We start from the raw sequence: 18,826 nt of genomic DNA on the forward strand, positions 1-18,826 counted from the left end.
TGGCCTTGTTATTATTCCTCACTTTTTATAAGCCCTCAAAAATAAGCGAGAGGAATCTATATCCCTTTTTATTAAGAAAATTAGCATGTCTTGAAATTTGAGATTTAACATTTTCAAAAAAAGGTGATTTAGATACCTCATTGAGATAGCGATTTACAGAATCCCATTCAGGTCCATTTTGATCTTCAAAAAGAAAGCTGTAAGTAAAGCCTCCTCTACTTTTTTGAGCGCAATACGAAGATAAGTTGGCAAGTAAATGGTTAAGATCTTCTTCTGATACCTCCAAGTTATCTAAAAAATTTAAAAAAGACTCATCAAATTCTTTTGAGTTTTCTCTTGACTCTTCAGCATAAACCCTTGCAGCCCCTCCCATTTGAGCACCATGCACATGCCCATCATAATCAGGACTTGATATAAAATATGATCCCTTGCCTCTAAAGAAATCATGGACATTTCCACTCTGTATGGCTTTTTGAAAATTATTATTTATCATTTTATTTTTTTAGAGCCTCTAAATTGTTTGGAAAGTTCATTAATATCATTATTATGAAATATTTTTTCTGAGTTGACTAAAGCAGCTTCGGTAATACCTCCTTTAGTTTTCCCCCCAGGAACCCACTCATTCTTATAAGCTCCTGCCTCTCTGCCTGTGGGCATGTCGTAGGAAACCCTTGAATCATCGGGATCGATTACTATATAAGCAATTTCATCTTTGGAAAGGTCAACCCCTTCACCTAAGCTAAGCTCGTCTCGTAATATGGTCCAATCACCACCTGATGCTTGATACTTTTTAACAATTGAATCCATTTCAGAGCGAAGTCCTCCAAATTTCCTAGGCGGTAGATTTGGATAATCAGGATTTTCCATCCATCCTTGAATCACTATAAAACCGGCACCTTCAATTACAAATTGTTGAATATGAGCATTTATATAAGATTCTGGTAAATAAGAGGATGGATCAGGGCGATTTATCTTATCCATAGCCTCGACTTCTTTTACTTTTCTATAGCTTTCTGCGGCCTCACTACTATTCTTGAAATGCCCTCTTGTGTTTGTCTGAAATACATTCCAACGATTCTCTTTACAACTCAGCCCAAACGGATCCACCCAGTTCACATGGTTAGGCGCATATTGATAATGGTTTATCCCGCCCACTAAGCCAATAGGGTCTTGATGGATGAATCTTGCTTGTTGAGGGCTGTAGTACCTAAAGCGGTTGTAGTGTAAACCAGATTCGTCATCAAAGTATTGGCCTTGAAAACGGATTGGGTTAGTTATCTTGTCTTGCTGACCAGCATCTGCATTTTCAATGTATCTACCTTTAATAGATGTGCTTTCAATTGCCTGGCCGAACACATCTTGCTGGCTTCGCCAAACAATTTGGGTGTTTTCATCAGTCAAGCAAATCGGTGTGCCGAGTTGGTCTAGGTGATAATAATAAACCTGCCCAGCTTTAATGAGTGCGACTGGAGTAAAAGTATCAGGCTGATAAATGTACCAGGTGTATTCACCTAAAGTGCATTCGCCAATCAGCTGGTGATTGTCCCAAATAAAGTCGGTGCGACTGAGTTCAGTAATTTTTGCACTGCGACGACCTAATGCATCATATTCGTATTGGGTCAGCTTGCCATTAACGTTGATTTGCACTAATTGGTTTAAACCATTAAAGCTGCGCTGTTGTTTATCGCCAGTGCCGATTTGGCTGATTTGGTTACCACTGGCGTCATAGCGGTAATCGATGCCCGCCATGCTCATTAAGCGGTCGTTGTTTACTACTACATCATTGAGATTTTTATTCGGTCTTACTGTTTCAGCCGCTTGACTGTTAGCCGCTGCATTATCGCTAACATGATTGTCACTTACAGCCTGGATTTGAATATCACTAGTACGAATAGCCTGTAATGGGTTACCAAAAGCATCCCATTGATATTGCTGACGAGTATTTGATTGACCATCGCCACGATTAGCGTTTTGCTCTGGCAAACTTGAAATACTATTACTGATTAACTGGTTAATTTTGTTATAGCTAAACTGCTTAACTTCTGGTTTGTGGTTAATATGTTCAGAAGATTGACCATCAGTGACGCTAGCTTTACCCTGCTCGATTTCACAGCGTTGCAACTGGTGCTGTTTATCGTATTGATAACGTCTGGACTCAAATAATTGCGTCTCTTTTAGTGCATGTTGCCATGTCTGCTCAATTAATCTTGAATGAGCATCGTAAGCATGAGTGAGCTCAAGCTGATTGCCCTGTATCGTTTTATCCAATAAACCCGATGGCAGATAGTGATAATCCGCTAGCGAGATACTCTGCTTCGATGGACTGTTGTCTGTAAAACTAATGCCACTTAATTGACTGTTTTTATTGTATTGATAATCAATTTGTTGCCCGTCAGGTAACGTTAAGCCACTGCGGTTGCCCGAGTCATCATATTGATAGTCAAGTTGCCATTGGCTTTGTTGTACCTTGTTAATGCGCCCTTGAGCGTCAAGGTGTTGCTGCACTGTTCGATGTTGATTATGGGCGCGGGTAATTTGCCCTATCTGATTATATTGATAAAAGTTCTGGGTGTTAAGTAATGCCGATGTTGCACTGGGCTCAAGTTTTACATGACTACTTTGCTGACAAATTCGTCCCATTGAATCACGCTTGAGCTCAACAAAACGAATATCGCTGTCGTTAACCGCAACTAATTTGTCATTCGCGTCATATTGATAATGTTGCTCACGGCCATCAAAACCAATTAAGGTTTTAGGTTGCTCAGTTGGCGTGTATTCAATGCGGTATTGCGCCCCGTCACTGCGTTCGATGCGATTTAAGTTACGCTCTTTATCGTAAAAAAACTTCAGCCAACTGCCATCGGCAAAGGTTTGTTGGCGCGGTTGGGCTAAACCGTCATAGTCGATAATGTTATCAATGTACTCACTATCGTTACGGAGTTCTTGCTCACCAGCAGCATCAGCCTGTTGGCGCTGGCGAATAATACGTCCAGCATCATCGTATTGATAATAATGACTAATGACTTCTTGAGGCTGGTTTTGTTTATCTTGCGTCTCTTGCGAATAGGATTTACTTTCAACAATTAGGCCTTTAGTGTCACGAATAAATTCGGTCACTAAACCTTGGGGATCGATAGTGGCGTTAACTCGGCCTAATTTGTCATGGCTAAAACGGGTTAATGCATCACCAACTTGCGTTGCCAGTAACTCACCATCTCGGTCCCAATGGTAGCGATGAACAACGCCATTAACATCGACTTTTTGCGTTAACTGCCCTGCATCATTGTATTGATATTGCAATTGACGGCCATCAAAATGTTGCTCAGACAACAGTCGTCCGGTCGCATCGTAGTACCTTTTAGCCACTCGGCCAATTGGATCATGGGTAACGATACGTTGCCCTAAACGATTATATTCAAATCGTGTGGTACCGCCATCGGCTTGAATAACTGCTTGTAATTGACCTTCTGCGTTATAACGATATTGAATGCGATTACCACAGCCATCAATGGTGGCGACTTTACGGCCGACACTGTCGTATTGGTGCTGAATAATAGTGCCATTGGCATTCTGATGCTCTGTTAATAAACCTTGCGAGTTATGAACAAAGCTTTCACGGTGTCCTAATGAGTCAACGCAGCTACTTTTTACCCCTTGAGCAAGGGCGGTATATTCAAAGTGATAATGATAAATATCGTCATCACCCCATTGTTCTACACACTTGGCTAGGTGATCTTGCCCGTCCCAGGCAAAGTGATGGCTAAAGCCTGAGGCGCGGGTGCGGCGTTGTAATAAATACGTGGTGCTTTTTGGGCTGTATTGATGATCGCTATCGGGCGTAATATCTACCGATTTAACTTTAACATAGCTGTAGCGCTCTACTCGACCATAACTGTCAGTGGCGGCAATCAGCGCTTGAGCATCATCGTATTGATAGCTAGCCAACAAATTCTGATGTACTTGTCTTTTACCATCACTGTCTAACATATACGAAGCGACTTTTAATAAATTGCTTTGTGCATTATAAAACAGCAGCACACCACGCTTAGGCCCGCTAGTGATTTGGGCTAAACGGCCATATTGGTCATAGTAAAGTTGAAAATACTGACCTTGATGATTACTAATGGTCTCTAACTGCCAAACATCTTTACCCGCTAGTTTTTTTTGTACGAAGGCCCAATGGCTGTCATCTGGTTTAATTAATACATGGCGGCCATCGGCTTGATGTACCAGTGACCAGCCAGTAGTAAGCTGAATACTGGTTTGTCCGCGCTTAACAGCATCAAAGTGATGCACTCGGCCTTCGTCATCGGTTAATTCAAACCAGTATTTACCCGGTTTTTTAGGACCCACTTTAGGAGGGGCTTGATATTGACTTTCGAGTTGTACACAAAAGTTATGTCGCCAACCGTAACCCATACCAACATTGTTGAGAATTTTGCTCGAACGATACAAACGACGCCACGTTAGCGGCATTAAGCCATTAAGCTCAAAATCAATCAGCGGTAGTATCTCTTCACCACTGAGCATTGACACAGGATCACTGCGGCACTCTTGTTTATCTATACTGACTTCTGTCTGGGTACTGTTAACAACAGTTCCAGATTGCACCGATGCTGAAGTCTGCTTACCTTTACTGGTTGTTGGCGTGCTTTGATTAGTAGACGTTGCCCCAATTGAAGCGGTTTCAGTTGAATGCTGAATCTGTTGCTTAGGCGTTTCTACGTAAACTCGGAGCAAATTACGATCAATAATGTCACAGAGTTTTAGGGTAATATCTCTAGGCCTTAAGGTGACATTTACGCCTGCATTCATCAATAAACTTCGCGCATGGATGAGTGCATTGCGATCTCGGACTATATGAGGCGAAATCTCATTAATAATCGTACCGATATTTTCAGTCTGATCAAATGTGAGTAGCTGAAAACCTCCAGGGGTAGACACACTGGCAGGTGCAATAACGATAAAACGGTTATGACCTTTAAAATAGAAATTACTGACCGTCATGTTCGTTTATGCCTTCTCTATCCATGAGTACATTGCCAAACCTAGATGAAGTTGTTGAGATACTTCAAGTTGTAAGCTGGTTCCAGTGATCTGTTGTTGATGATAACGGTTATAAAGGTGTAAAAAATTGTATAGCCCTGCGACACTGCCAATATCACCGGTAAAATAGTTAGATTGGGTTAATTGGGTGTCTTGATCAATTTTGCCAGCTAATTGTTCATATGCATTTAGCCAGCTTTCTATCGCCGTCGTATGGTTACCGGGTAAATAAAGTTGCGCCAGTACCTCTACACCTTCAACCTGACAAGCACGATCAAACAAGGTTTTTATGGTTTGTGTTTGCTGTACAGTGCTGCATGATTCTTGAAATAAATCGACAAGTTGTAAGCCGTCTGTGGCGAGATTGATACTCGCCATAATAACGGCTTCTGCGGGACACCGGCCACAATCTTGTTGTTGTGAAATAAGCTCATTGTTTTGGCTAAAATGAGCCATATCGATAAACAGACTATCAACGGCTATAAAGGTTGCAGAGGCGTTATCCGCGTCTATTGCCTTTAATGCGCTTAACGCAGATAAAAAACCGGCGCTGCCCATCGAAAAAAAACGACTCTGTGGATGTGCAAAACAATAAGGGAATAACGAATGTATATGCGCAACCCATTCAACCAGTTGCTGTTTGTCTAAATGAGGTAAAATCCAAAAAACAGGTTGATGACAATAAGGCTGAAATAGGGTTTCATTGCTAATCGGTAACTTACACAGCATATCACTCAAACGCGCTAAAACAGACTCGGTTGCAAGACCTTTTGCCATGACCGATGCAACATGTTGCCCGTCAGACAATTGAGAATCAAAGTCGAGCGCTTGCGAGAATGGCAAGTTAATCAAGTGTTGTGGGTCTTCGTATGGACCAACAATCATACTCAATGCCTTTGCATGCATTATCATAAGGCGATCTTCGCACGCTGAGGTGTTATATTGACGACATTTTTAAGTCTAAGCTTATGTAAAAAAGCGACTTTTTGATGAACAGGACTCGAGTTGTTAATGATTTTATCAATACTGGCAACGTTGACTTCTATGCCGTTGATTAACCTGACCTCTGGAATTTTGGGGGCGAGTAACATCCAACGATGTAATAATTTAGCACTATAAAACTGTAAGTACTCACAACGTTCAGCTTCGTCTTCTTCAAATTGCCATTGATAAGGTACAGCTTGATCCAGTTCTGCTCCTAATATGGTTCGCAAAGAACGAAAAGCGATTAATGTTTGAGTTGGCTGCTGCATGGCGCGGGCTAAAAACGGTACAAACTGGCTAAATCCTGAATACCCCATTAACTCAATAACCCGTAAGGTTAAATCGGTATTTTGGCTCATTAAGTTAAACACTTGGGTTACCATCGGTTCGTCTAATGAAGTGATAAACACTTCAAACAGCGCACTATGGCAATAGTCTAGCTCACTAAATAAACGATAAATCTTTAGAGGATCATGGATGTTTATCATCAGCATTTCGAGATACAACGACGTCAGAGTCGAACGTGATGAATGAGGTGTGTCTATACCATCGGTGCGCTTTAACCGCTTGCCTTGATAAATACAAAATAAAATATATTGCTGAATTTGCTCAGGGGTTTTGTTACTTGCCGTAAAGTTAACCTTATCAAACTCAAGTTGACTCGCCATGAATGCAAAAGTTGAACCGCACTGACCCGTGTCAAGTAGATGACTCGCAAACAGTGTTTGAATAATATTAACTTGCTCAAGGACCTGATTTTTAAGGTGGATTTTTAATAATAAAGGCAGAATAACCACTTTATCTATTAGGCTGTAACGCTTATCGGTGACAAAGGCATCAATAATTTCACTGCGATTTTTGGCATTCAGTAATGGCCAGGCAATATCGTTTTTTTGCTGGATCATATTCAAAATGACCAATAGCGATTGAGTGTTATCTTCAACGTTTTTTGGCATACACTGAAACGACGACAACATCACTTGTCGTTGAGCCAATAGAAGATTAAAACTATCAATCAAATTCATTAAACACAATCCTTGTTCATACTAACCAATCATTACAGTAGGATTACCTACTATAATTTTCCCTCCATGTGCGGTGCCATCCCCCATCCTAGCGGCTGGTTTACCATTAATGAGTACAGAACTCGAGCCTGCATTAATGGTATCTGGTGGGCCAACGCAAATTAATTTGTCACCTTTACGCGCGGCAGGTAACGAGCCAATCAGTACATTACCAGAGCCCATGATTATGGGACCGCCAACGTGTGGAACGGGTCCTGGATTGGTTTTAGGACAAAGGTGCATGCATGAAATTGTCGCGGCTGGCATTCCCATCAAATATTCCTTTACTTGTCGTGCTGCAATTAAAGTGAGGCTTACTCGCTATCTAAAGGGATGACTAATAAAGAGCGTTGCTCAAATGCCATCGCAATGGCATTAATCATGTGTGCTTCAGGATGCTGTATCGCAACATAGGTATCGTTATGCAAGTAACAATAAATCAGACTCAGTAACTCTGGTGAGTTTTTCCAGCTGTGTCGATTGACTAAAAATTGCTCACCATAAGTGGCACTCACCCATAACGTTATATTAGGGGGATTGAGCAGTGGATCTTGCGGTTTATCGACGGGCTTACAAATTAAATGTCGATAACCAAATTGACAAGTTATTTCATGACCTCGACAAAATGGCCCTAACAAACCTACTCCAGGGTAACGGCTTAATGACATGGCTAGTTCAACTTAATTTGAGCCGCTTTTAAGGCGATACTGGTTCCATTAACCTTAACGTTAGTCCCTTTAATCGTAATGTTAGTACCCTCAATAGAAATCGAACCGTCGCTGCTCATTTTAATCGATGCACTGCCGGTTTTAATGACTATCTCTTTACCGGCTTCGATATTGAGTACTTTACCCACTTTTAAACTGTCGTTATTGGCGATATCTTCTAATCGGTCGTGACCAATTTTTACGTTATCGTTATTAACGATATCGGTAAATCTGTCATTGCCTATGGTGTCTTTTTGATCGTGCTTAACATTTAGCAGATGATCTTTTTCGGCTTGAAGAAACAGTAACTCTTTGCCTTTTTCATCATCAAAGCGTAACTCATTAAAATTATCTGCCCCGCCATCTTTGGTGCTGTGAGTTTTAATACCAGACTGCGTTTTTTTAGCGGGTAATGCGTATGGCGGCATTAAATCTGCGTTATACACTGCACCACTAATGATAGGCTGATCGGGGTCGCCATTAATGAATTCAACTAAAACTTCTTGACCGACTCGCGGGAAGAAAAATGCGCCCCATTTGTTACCCGCCCAACTTTGAGCGACGCGGATCCAACATGAACTTTTACTGTTAAATTCACCTTCACGATCCCAATGGAATTGCACTTTTACTCGGCCAAATTTATCAATATGTTGCTCATCACCTGGTTCACCTGTCACCACAGCGGTTTGAACACCATTGATTAAGGGTTTACGCAAATGAAGTTGAGGGCGATATGGGGTATTTTTGGGCACACATTCAAAATCGTTTTGATAAACGCTTCCTGATGCCGATTGACTCGCGCCTGATTGATTAGGTTGAGTTGCAGAGGTTCTCAATGAACTCAACACAAAGCTCTTACCTTTATAAGCTACGTTTTCATGATCTTTAAAGGTAAAGAATTTACCTACCATAAAACTACGACAATCACCTTGGCCGCTGCACTTGTTCATGTCTTTCTGTAGCGCTTCAAGCTGGTTATTAGCAAAGGGTTGTGGACGTTTATTAAATTCAGACTCGCCTAAATAGTCATAGACTTCTAATGCATTTTGCTCAGGAAGATGACTGTTACTGTGATTACCTGAAGGATAGAGTTTAGGTTGTTCGTAATCGTAACCTTTTTGAATAAAACCACCGCTGACCATACTCATACCACCTTGCCAGTGTGATATATGCGACTCGGCTAAATGCCCCGAGAAACAGCGAACTTTATCTTCGGCACAAGGTTTATAAGCATTAATGTCATCAGCAAGAACTAACGTGTGAGCACTAAGGCTGTGCTCAAAAAAGAAGAAAATGCCTTCTTGCTGTAATAATCGACATACAAAATCTAAATCAGACTCTAAATACTGTACGCAGTATTCATACTTGGGGTATGAACTGGTTGTTTTGTTTTGAAATTCGACTTTATGCTGACCAAATAAGTCTGTAATGATATCAATGACTGACTTATTTTGAAAAATACGACAATTGCTGCGTTTCTTCATCAATGCCATTTGAGGCACGATAACAGCCTGGTAATCGATATAGTTTTGTGCATCGTCAGAAGCCGCGGTCCGCATTCCTGCAGATTCGAGATGGCTTACTACACCATGAAAATACCTTACCGCACCGTTACTTTCCGCATTACGCAAAGTGACAGAAACACTTTTACCGACAAGACTGTCGAGGCTAATCTGAGTACCAACAGTAAACATCGTCACGCTGATTGAAAATAACTGAGAAATGGCTTCGGTGGCAGTAAAATGCGTTAGGTACAGGGTATCCTTACCTAATGGCGTCGCGATACTGATAATATTATTTTTTTGAGTGGCCTTAAGCATTCCTTGCCTCAGTCTTTAAGAATAAAGATCTTGGGGGAAACAAGTTCCCCCAAGATAAAGATCACAAACAGATTACATTTGTTGACCTTTAACACCGCTGTAGCCATAACGTAGCGCTGCAGTAATGTTATTTTTATCATCAGTTGGCGTAACAGCCATCATCATCTCAGTGTAGCTGATAGTGATGGTCTCTACAGGACGGTCACCATGAACTGAAACGCTGTAGCTTGAAATCATTGCATCAGTTAATTCGATTTGCATGATTTCTTCGATTTTGTCACCTTGCTTAGTGATGTGGAAAACCGCTTTTTTACCTTTACCGATAGTCGCTTCTTTGAAGATGTCAGTAGAAGCATTATCTTGTAATTTAGTAATGGTCACATCACCTAAACGAGTTGCACTTGCTTCACGGTCTTTAGCAGTACCAGTGAAAGAAGTAATCTCACGGCTGATGTTCCAATCGACTGATAACACAGTAATCATGTCTTTGAATTCTTCAGCTGTAGTTTCGCCTTTGATGCCTTCATAGTTTAAATATGTATTCGCTTGCATTAGTAATGCTCCTTTTGCGTAATGTCATCCATTAATGGACAGTTTTATAAGTTCAATAATTTAAACTTAATATTTCAATTTATTAAAAATGCACTTACCAACAAATAATACTCAACTGCATTATCCATTCAAATATAGTGAGTGTCGTAATTAGCGGGAAGATTATATCAAAGCTTTTTTGATAATCAACTATCCCTTGTGATAAATAATATTTTGATTGTTATTAATAATACACATCAAATATAATTAGAACACATCATTTAGGGTATATACCTGATGAGTCCTAACGTATATATTGATGTGTAAAATATAAAACTAATACTTTATAATAGGTATTAGTTTTTTTAATCATTCTATCGCTAAATTTTATATACAAATTCTTCTTTAACGACATTCACTTTTACATTCGCCGTTTTCTTATTGTTAGCCATATTCTGTAATATTTTGATAGAAAGATCCGGCAGCATTGTATTTTGTAAAATATTATGAACATTACGAGCGCCAGAACCTGCATCTTGGCACATAGACACAATTTGACTCACAACGTCATCACTGTAACTAAACTTAGCTTGATAATGGTCAGCAAGACGATGACCTACCCGCTGTAATTGCAGTTTGGTGATCTCGCTCAGCATTTCTTGCGTCAATGGTATGTATGGAATAACGTTCAAACGACCTAGGAAGGCTGGCTTGAAATAACTCAGCAAATCATCTTGAAGAGCCTTACGTAAACCGCTTATCGAAGGCGCAATCTGCTCATCTTCAAACAATGCCATAGTGGTATCGGTTCCCGCATTAGAGGTCATAATGATAATGGTATTTTTAAAATCGATATCACGCCCTTCCCCATCTTTAATCGTGCCTTTATCAAAAACCTGATAAAAAATATCTTGCACGCCTGGGTGAGCTTTCTCCATTTCATCGAGCAAAATAACACTATATGGTTTACGACGTACGGCTTCAGTCAGCACGCCACCTTCACCATAACCAACGTACCCTGGAGGTGACCCTAAAAGTAATGAGACTTTATGTTCTTCTTTAAATTCAGACATGTTGATCACGGTGACATTATCTTCACTGCCGTATACTTGCTCAGCTAATGTTAATGCCGTTTCTGTTTTACCTACACCGCTAGGACCTGCCAGTAGGAACACACCAATTGGACGCTTTTCATCGCCTAGTTGTGCTCGAGATGTCTGCACCGTTTTAGCAATTAAATCTAAAGCATGATCCTGACCAATGACTCGTTTGGCCATAGTGTCTTTTAGGTTTAAAATGGTTTTAATTTCATCATCCTGCATTTTGCCTGCAGGAATACCCGTCCAGTCTGAAATGACTTCAGCAACCAGTTGCTCATCGACTTGCCAATGCACCATTGGGTGCTTATTTGCTGAAAGTTCTGCTTTAAGTTCTGTTAACTGGGCCAGAAGAGGCGCGGTGTCTTCCTTTGAACTTTGAATTTGACTCACTAACTCAGCAATTTGTTGAACTGTGACTAATTCTGCCTGCCATTGAAGCGTTAATGGTGCTAAATCTTTCGTCAATAATTTATGTTTTTTCGTTAACTCAGTTATTGTTTTGTTGTGATCTGTACCCGTTTTTTGCTCACGGGTGAGAATATTGATTTGCGTTTCTAACTGTTGGATTTGTCTTTGTAAAGACTCAACCATACCCGGCATAGAAGCCTGACTCATTGCAACGCGCGCGCAAGCGGTGTCTAACAAACTCACCGCTTTATCTGGCAATTGACGCCCTGTAATATAACGATGCGATAAGTTTACTGCAGCACATAAAGCTTGATCAGAAACCAGAATTTTATGATGTCCTTCCATAACCGGTAACAATCCACGCATCATTCCGATGGCTTGTTCTGGTGAAGGCTCTTCAATTTTGACAACCTGAAAACGACGGGTTAACGCGGCATCTTTTTCAAAAAACTTTTTATATTCAGCCCAAGTCGTCGCAGCGATAGTGCGCAACTCTCCGCGCGCTAAAGCGGGTTTCAGTAAATTAGCAGCATCATTTTGACCCGCTTGACCACCACTGCCTATCATTGTGTGTGCTTCATCAATAAAGAGAACAATAGGTTTAACTGACAGTTTTACTTCATTTATTAAAGCTTTTAAACGGTTTTCGAACTCACCTTTTACGCCTGCACCTGCTTGTAACAAAGCCAAATCAAGCACGTGAATGCGTACATTTTGCAATGCTGCTGGCACTTCTTTCTGGGCAATCTTAAGGGCTAACCCTTCAACAACGGCAGTTTTACCCACACCGGCTTCACCGGTTAAAATAGGGTTGTTTTGGCGACGACGAGTCAAAATATCTATCATCTGTCTTATTTCATTGTCGCGGCCAAGAATAGGGTCAATTTTACCGTTTTCAGCTTGTTCCGTTAGGTTTTGTGTAAATTGATCCAAACTAGGCGTTTTACTTGGTGTAGTTTGCATTGCCTGTGTTTCTTCAATGTCAGTACTTGACACTTTATGCTCTGTCGATTGACGGGCCAACTGTGGCCAAGCATGCCTAAGTTGTGCAGGATCTATTTTTAATAATTGCTTTGCCGAACGAGAGACTAATGAGTTTAATGAATCGTCAGTCAGTAATGTAAAAATCAGGTATGCGCTTCTTATTTCATTATCATTAAATTCAATACTGGTGTTTAACCAGGTTTGGCGCAATAAACTGACAATGTGCGGCGACAAACTGGGTGCAGCACTGTTGCCTGTTTTAAACTTTTCGAGCCCTTGTCTAATATCACTAATGAGTTGATCTTTTTGTACAGAAAAACTCGCCATAACGATATCTAAATCACCAGAGTCACTTTCTAATAAAGCGAGCAGCCAATGTTCAATTTCGACACTAAATTGACTGCGGCTATGGCATACACTGGCAGCAGTTTCTAAAGATTTACGACATGTTGGGTTAAGTTTCCCAACTAATTTACTTAAAGTCATCGCTGACATATTCATAGTCCTTTATTAATTAAATCATTAAACTTTTTGTTTGTTGTGCATGCACGGCTCGGCTCATTAAGCCACAGCCTAATCCCAGTCCTATCGCAGACTTAGACAGTTGAGCGGTAGGTGCATCTTGCTGTTTTATCTCTAAAAATATTTTGTATTTAACAGAATGACCTAAATACCCCGACACCAACGATTTAAGTGATTCATAGCTGGCAGCACCTGGCATAAAGCGGTTTACATTGCTCCCCTCTTTAGGCTTTATATGAATACTGATATTTGAATTGATATCCCAAATACGGCTCCCCATACTGGCATCAACACCCATACGGGCATATTGCCCTTCGGGCATGCTTCTGCTGGCCATCCTCGTTTGCTCTGTTCTAGCTAACGGCTGCCAGCGGCCTTGAAACGACATCACATCAACTTGGCAACCGGTAAAATCGTTGAGCATTCTTCTAAGCGATTCAGCACTAGGCGTTTTGGTATGATGAAAACCGCTGTAGTATCGGTTAAGTGATTTTTTTCCACTTAATAGGCTTAATACATGGGTAAAACTGTCTGCTTTACCTGTTGCTGAAGATTGATAATTAACCGAAAACCGGTATTTTTCCCAAGCACGATAAAACAACGAAATGAGTCGATGGTTAAATAAATCATAAAAATCACGCATTCCAGTATCTTTAAGCCTTAAGCGCTCTAGTAATAGTTCTGTGTAATGCGAGGGTAAAACACCGCTTGGGCCGGTTAGTCCCATAAAAGATACATGCATATCTGCCGTTAATTGTTTATTTTTATTTTGAGTCTTAACCACAACGTCACTGATTGCTTGACCTGGAAAACCAAGGTGTTGATCAGATTTAAAACGCAATAATTCCTGTTGAGGAATAGCGTCATACCCCACCTTATAACCTTGCTCTCTGCCTTGTGCTAATTGCTGTTGAAACTGATAAACCGCTTGATAAAAATCATGCTCGGTAGGTGCTTCAATAATGGCCTGTAACTGCTCATGGATCATATCAGGCATCATAATAACGGCCTTTGGCCAGCACGAGCAGGCCATGTATAAGCAACCGAATTTTGGTCTTTAAAGCGCATACTCAGTCGAGTAAAACTATTTATGGCCGCAAACTGAGCAAAGAAATGATCTAAAACAGTACAAAAGAAAAACACCCCACTACCTGAGTAGTGATCTTTAATAAAGGTAATTTCTATATGACTTCCACTGCAAAAACTGACTCTACCATGTTGATTAACACGTGCTGTATCAGGTTTAACTTCAACAAAATGGATATTCTCAATTAAGTTCTTATTTTCAGGTGAACACTTAAAATCATATAACTTGAGCGTTTCTTTCAAATTGTTGAGGGCATCTTTGCCACTAAAACTGTCAATCGATAAATGGGTAACCAGTTGCCAACGTGACGCGTCACTCAGCGCTGCGCGAACGGGTAATGTCGGCGCAAGTAGACATTTAACATGCTTAATAATATCGGCACGTTCGGGGACAAACATTTTAGGTTCATTGGTACCAAACGGAAGATGTGCAGGTAAATTGCGATTGCTGCATTGCGCCTTAATACTCAGGATCCACGCGCCGTAATCTTCTTCAGCCTTAAAGCCTTTAAAGTTATGATCGACTAACGACAAAAATGATTCAGTGCCAAGTTCAGTATAGCCACCTGACCAACTTGCTGACGCACGTCTCACATGCCAAAACAAGTTACTATGGCCTAAATATTGAGGATGAGACTCACCATAAAATGGCGTAACGTCGACTTTATTGTCTTTAGGGTCATAAGCAATAACGTCTTGAACATTAATAATTTCGGTTACTTCAGAATCAGAATAGCGAGCGGCTAATTTGTATTCGTATTGCGATGCATCAATGCTGACCGGCTCTAATTTTTGTTCAAACAAGTTGATTACCGGTGTGCATCCCAGTAAAAAATGGCTCGCTGTAACCTGTTTTTCTAAGTCTGGTGAACCTTCTTTGAGATAAATATATATTGAGAATTTATCGTCAATGCCTTGCCAGCAATCACCTAGATCATCAATATCAAAAAATAAAAACTTCTCAGGAAAAATAAAGTTCTCAAGTAATAATCGATAACCTGCGCTGCTACGTTGACTGTAAGGTATGACTTGCTGGTCATCTTCAAATCCAACAGATTTTAAATGTCTTTTCGTTAAAAATTTACACACTGTTTGCTTGTCGTTGACTAACGCAAACCCAAGGCTGTGTTCAAATAATAATTGATAAAGCTGGAACGTTTGATGATCTTGGCCGTTTAAGAAAAAGCGTAATTTATTAATACCGAGACTTGGCATGCTGACTTCTTCAAATTCAGCCGCTATATCTAATTTTATAATCGCTTTCGCACGTTCAGGCCATTGTGGCTCTGGAGCATTAAACGGTGCATTTTGAAATTGAACCGCTTGCACTTCAATAGGCCATAATTTCATGTCATAACAGGTTTGAAAATGACAGGTTTTCATCCCCTCAACTTGAGTATCAACTTTGGTTAGACGAGGTAATGTAACTCCGGTTGTTGATAGGTTTTCAGTAGTCACCTTAATCACTGACATCGATGGAATAGGCGCTTGATAGTCAGGATACAACTGGCCTAGTAATGCCTCTGTCAGTTCAGGAAAACTGTCATCAAGTTTCTGTCTAATTTGGGCCGTGAGCAGAGAAAACGCTTCGATTAATCGAGAAACATGCGGGTCTTCAACATGTTCATCACTTAAACGAAGTCGGCCAGCCACTTTAGGGTATTGCTCAGCAAACTCAGCGCCCATATGGCGAATAAAAGCCAGCTCACGGTTGTAATACTCCAACAATTCTTGATTCACAGTATTCCCTCATTAACAATCATCGCTAAATGTACCGGCTCGACCTCAGAGTCAAATGTAATATATTCAGGCTCTGGATCTGCAAATAACAACGCATTTATTTTAAGTCTTAACACTCGATCTAGCGGTTGTTCGTTGTCGACAGCTTCAACCATGACTTCTAAAAACCTAGGTTCAAAACGCTTTATGGTATCGGCAATTTGTTTACACAAAAGTTGACGACCATCCAAACTAGCCACCGGCATCGATGAAAAATCTCGTAGACCATAATTCATCAATGAATGGTCTAGCTCAGTGAGATGCTCTGGCCACGTTTGCCATTGCAACTTAGCATTTAACAGATTCTCTAAATCACGACGCACGTTAGACCTTAATTGGCGTAAATTAAGACCTCTATGACTGTCTTTAACATCTTGCTCATCTGGTGCATCATCTATTAATCGGTCTAAAATCGACGCCATTATAGGTTGCTGGCTTTTACTTAACACCGTGACCTACTGTAAAACTGGAGTCGAAATTTTAGTCATTTGATTAAGCGCAATCGCTTTGTCGTCGGCAAACCACATTTTTAAGCCTTTACCTGTCATGACATCAATGGCTATTTCTTGCCAATCCGTTTCACGGCCTAACTTTTGCGCATCCGTTTCGCTGCCGGCATACACCATCGGAATATGGGCTTCACCGCAAGGTCCGTTTTTAATGCCTAAGTCGACTCTTCGCCACACGGTCTCGAGTAACGATGTAACGGGTTTAATATTGATGTAATCAATTTCAGACAATTGCGCGAGATAGAATTTACCGTCAGTACCAAATATCTCAATAAAACCACCCAATGTATCATCTAGATCTCTGATTTCTTGTATGGTGTTGCCATCAAGCACTAGGCTCACTTGTGGGCGCAATGCTTCAAGGTTAGCTGCACTATCAAGCGTCGCTTGTTGCGACTCTGTCATGGCTAAACGTAACTTCATGAGTGCTTCGACATGTGCATCAGATTCAGAAAATAACTGTGGTACCGCTTTGCCTACGGTAAAATCTTGCCTGGCTTGCTCTGCTCGGATTAATTGACGTAAATTTGATGCACCAATCAGAAAGTCTGGGTGTTTCTGTACTAAAAAATTCAATTGTTTATCAGCACGTTCTAGTTCGCCATTAATGCACAACAATTCAATGTGTTTACTTTTTAGATCAACATTCATTGGGTCGTCTTTTAATTGTGCCTCAACAAATTGAATCACTTCTTGTAGCTGACCATTTTGCAGCATTTGTTCAATCTTTTTCATGGGATACCTTAGGTTAATTTCTTGAAGTCAGTTCCGTGACCAATTTAATACTGGACACCATCTGATCTAATTGAAAATGAGGTTGTAGCTGAATAATTGAATAGAAATGTCCTGGCTTGCCACGCATTTCTTTTACTTGTACTTGCGCATTACGTAAAGGGTATTTACTGCGCACTTCATCAGAAGACACATCCGATGCTGTTGTATATTTGTGTAACCAAAGCTGTAATTCTCGCTGGCATGCTTCTGCAGAATGAAGAGAGCCTATTTTCTCTCTGCCTAACACTTTGATGTAATGGGCAAAGCGAGATACACACAGAATATATTGCAACATTGACGATAACTTAGCGTTGATGTTGTCTTCTGGTAAATCATATTTAGGAGGCTTTTGTACTGAAGCATTACTGTAAAAAACCAAATGCTCACAGCCTAATACGGGAGACAGTGGAATAAATCCTTGATCAGAGAACGCCTTTTCAGCTCGGTCACTGACTAACAAATCAACCGATGGTTTCATGCGTTTACGGTATAAATCGGGTTCATATTGACTCACGGCTAAATCACACACTAAGCCTTTTTTACGAGCTCCAGGCTCTAAACCACGAATATGACCAAACCAACCTGACTCACAAAATGCTCTAATTAATACACCACCAAAAGCATAAGCAGCATTGCCCCATAAATGGTCTTTTTTAGGGTTTTTAATCGACTCTTTAAACTTAAATCCTTCACTGCGACTACCATCATTTAAATAAGGTGATCGCATAAGAATATTAGGCATCGTTAACCCAATAAAACGAGAGTCGTCCATTTTGCGCAATGAATTCCACTTGATGTATTCATGTTGTTCAAATATTTTGCTGATGTTCATATGTGCAGATAAATCAGCAAAGTCATCTGCACCTAATAATGACGGACTCGCAGAGGTGATAAATGGCGCAAATGCAGCCGCTGCAGTACGTGATATTTCTTTTAAAATATCAATATCATTTGTTGTGACACCTGGGCGATTTTTATGGGTGATTTGATAATCACCAATCAATGTGCCAAAAGGTTCACCGCCAGACATGTCATATTCGTTGTTATAAATAAGCTTAAAAAAATCACTTTGATCAAACTCAATCGCACGGTTAATGTCTTTAGACAAAGTAGTCCAGCAGCAATCGAGCATTTTAACTTTTACTTTTTGGTCTTTATCATGCAGATCTTGTTGCTTAACAAGATAAAGTAAACCCCGCCAGCTAGCCTCTAAAGCTTGAAATGCATTGTGATGAATAATGGCGTTGATCTGTTGTTCTATTTGCTTATCAATTCTTTCAATTGCTTTTAACAGAAAAGGTAATACTGATTGTTTGTCGAATTGTGCCAGTGAATGACTCGAGTTTTCGAGCCACAACAATAACGACCTAGTCGAGTCCGACTCCCTTAAGAATCGTTCGACTAAGTGTTTATTTTTTAGTGCCTGTGTGGTCGAAGAAACAGGTTTGTTAACACCTGTTTCTTCTTTGAAAATTTCACTTGTTACAAATGAAATGGTTTCATGCGGCATCG

14 protein-coding genes are annotated in these 18,826 nt (G+C 40.5%); all 14 read right to left on the minus strand.

The window, feature by feature from the left end:
- Nucleotides 1–25 precede the first annotated feature (25 nt).
- The 14 genes from GQA99_RS12265 to tssC all read right to left on the minus strand — a co-directional run bounded on the left by GQA99_RS12265 (nucleotide 26) and on the right by tssC (nucleotide 18,824).
- On the minus strand, nucleotides 26–493 hold the full coding sequence (locus tag GQA99_RS12265; protein WP_160054171.1) for a hypothetical protein: 468 nt from the start codon (nucleotides 491–493) through the stop codon (nucleotides 26–28).
- Nucleotides 490–5,007 (minus strand): RHS repeat-associated core domain-containing protein, encoded by a 4,518-nt coding sequence (locus tag GQA99_RS12270; protein WP_160054172.1) that lies wholly within the window; start codon nucleotides 5,005–5,007, stop codon nucleotides 490–492. The genes GQA99_RS12265 and GQA99_RS12270 overlap by 4 nt, the downstream gene beginning before the upstream one ends.
- Nucleotides 5,008–5,013: 6 nt before the next feature.
- Complete coding sequence (locus GQA99_RS12275) at nucleotides 5,014–5,931, minus strand: hypothetical protein (protein ID WP_160054173.1); 918 nt, start codon at nucleotides 5,929–5,931, stop codon at nucleotides 5,014–5,016.
- Between the two features lie 23 nt (nucleotides 5,932–5,954).
- A complete protein-coding gene (locus tag GQA99_RS12280) occupies nucleotides 5,955–7,055 on the minus strand; it encodes a hypothetical protein (protein WP_160054174.1) in 1,101 nt (366 codons plus the stop codon).
- Between the two features lie 21 nt (nucleotides 7,056–7,076).
- On the minus strand, nucleotides 7,077–7,367 hold the full coding sequence (locus GQA99_RS12285) for a PAAR domain-containing protein (protein WP_160054175.1): 291 nt from the start codon (nucleotides 7,365–7,367) through the stop codon (nucleotides 7,077–7,079).
- Nucleotides 7,368–7,408: 41 nt separating this feature from the next.
- A complete protein-coding gene (locus GQA99_RS12290) occupies nucleotides 7,409–7,762 on the minus strand; it encodes a hypothetical protein (RefSeq protein WP_160054176.1) in 354 nt (117 codons plus the stop codon).
- 2 nt (nucleotides 7,763–7,764) lie between these two features.
- Nucleotides 7,765–9,621, minus strand: a complete 1,857-nt coding sequence (gene tssI, locus GQA99_RS12295) for a type VI secretion system tip protein TssI/VgrG (protein WP_160054177.1) — start codon at nucleotides 9,619–9,621, stop codon at nucleotides 7,765–7,767.
- Between the two features lie 72 nt (nucleotides 9,622–9,693).
- The gene (locus GQA99_RS12300; RefSeq protein WP_160054178.1) at nucleotides 9,694–10,173 is read right to left on the minus strand and encodes an Hcp family type VI secretion system effector; all 480 of its coding nucleotides are present in this window, start codon (nucleotides 10,171–10,173) and stop codon (nucleotides 9,694–9,696) included.
- 359 nt (nucleotides 10,174–10,532) lie between these two features.
- Entirely contained in the window at nucleotides 10,533–13,139 is a 2,607-nt protein-coding gene (gene tssH, locus GQA99_RS12305) for a type VI secretion system ATPase TssH (RefSeq protein WP_160054179.1), read from the minus strand.
- A 19-nt stretch (nucleotides 13,140–13,158) separates the two neighbouring features.
- Complete coding sequence (gene tssG / locus GQA99_RS12310) at nucleotides 13,159–14,166, minus strand: type VI secretion system baseplate subunit TssG (RefSeq protein WP_160054180.1); 1,008 nt, start codon at nucleotides 14,164–14,166, stop codon at nucleotides 13,159–13,161.
- On the minus strand, nucleotides 14,163–15,992 hold the full coding sequence (gene tssF / locus GQA99_RS12315) for a type VI secretion system baseplate subunit TssF (protein WP_160054181.1): 1,830 nt from the start codon (nucleotides 15,990–15,992) through the stop codon (nucleotides 14,163–14,165). Before tssF ends, tssG begins: the two co-directional genes overlap by 4 nt.
- The gene (gene tssE / locus GQA99_RS12320; protein WP_160054182.1) at nucleotides 15,989–16,453 is read right to left on the minus strand and encodes a type VI secretion system baseplate subunit TssE; all 465 of its coding nucleotides are present in this window, start codon (nucleotides 16,451–16,453) and stop codon (nucleotides 15,989–15,991) included. The genes tssF and tssE overlap by 4 nt, the downstream gene beginning before the upstream one ends.
- A gap of 33 nt (nucleotides 16,454–16,486) precedes the next feature.
- A complete protein-coding gene (locus tag GQA99_RS12325; RefSeq protein WP_160054183.1) occupies nucleotides 16,487–17,275 on the minus strand; it encodes a type VI secretion system accessory protein TagJ in 789 nt (262 codons plus the stop codon).
- 13 nt (nucleotides 17,276–17,288) lie between these two features.
- The gene (gene tssC, locus GQA99_RS12330) at nucleotides 17,289–18,824 is read right to left on the minus strand and encodes a type VI secretion system contractile sheath large subunit (protein WP_160054184.1); all 1,536 of its coding nucleotides are present in this window, start codon (nucleotides 18,822–18,824) and stop codon (nucleotides 17,289–17,291) included.
- Nucleotides 18,825–18,826: the final 2 nt, after the last annotated feature.

Origin of the sequence: Shewanella litoralis, assembly GCF_009828585.1 — a bacterium.
Lineage (GTDB): Bacteria > Pseudomonadota > Gammaproteobacteria > Enterobacterales > Shewanellaceae > Shewanella > Shewanella litoralis.

Coding starts and splice junctions, on each gene's coding strand:
- tssI (WP_160054177.1), bottom strand. CDS start 9,621: ATGCTTAAGGCCACTCAAAAAAATAATATTATCAGTATCGCGACGCCA.
- GQA99_RS12290 (WP_160054176.1), bottom strand. CDS start 7,762: ATGTCATTAAGCCGTTACCCTGGAGTAGGTTTGTTAGGGCCATTTTGT.
- GQA99_RS12275 (WP_160054173.1), bottom strand. CDS start 5,931: ATGATTGTTGGTCCATACGAAGACCCACAACACTTGATTAACTTGCCA.
- GQA99_RS12265 (WP_160054171.1), bottom strand. CDS start 493: ATGATAAATAATAATTTTCAAAAAGCCATACAGAGTGGAAATGTCCAT.
- tssH (WP_160054179.1), bottom strand. CDS start 13,139: ATGTCAGCGATGACTTTAAGTAAATTAGTTGGGAAACTTAACCCAACA.
- tssE (WP_160054182.1), bottom strand. CDS start 16,453: ATGGCGTCGATTTTAGACCGATTAATAGATGATGCACCAGATGAGCAA.
- GQA99_RS12280 (WP_160054174.1), bottom strand. CDS start 7,055: ATGAATTTGATTGATAGTTTTAATCTTCTATTGGCTCAACGACAAGTG.
- tssG (WP_160054180.1), bottom strand. CDS start 14,166: ATGATGCCTGATATGATCCATGAGCAGTTACAGGCCATTATTGAAGCA.
- GQA99_RS12285 (WP_160054175.1), bottom strand. CDS start 7,367: ATGGGAATGCCAGCCGCGACAATTTCATGCATGCACCTTTGTCCTAAA.
- GQA99_RS12300 (WP_160054178.1), bottom strand. CDS start 10,173: ATGCAAGCGAATACATATTTAAACTATGAAGGCATCAAAGGCGAAACT.
- tssC (WP_160054184.1), bottom strand. CDS start 18,824: ATGCCGCATGAAACCATTTCATTTGTAACAAGTGAAATTTTCAAAGAA.
- GQA99_RS12270 (WP_160054172.1), bottom strand. CDS start 5,007: ATGACGGTCAGTAATTTCTATTTTAAAGGTCATAACCGTTTTATCGTT.
- GQA99_RS12325 (WP_160054183.1), bottom strand. CDS start 17,275: ATGAAAAAGATTGAACAAATGCTGCAAAATGGTCAGCTACAAGAAGTG.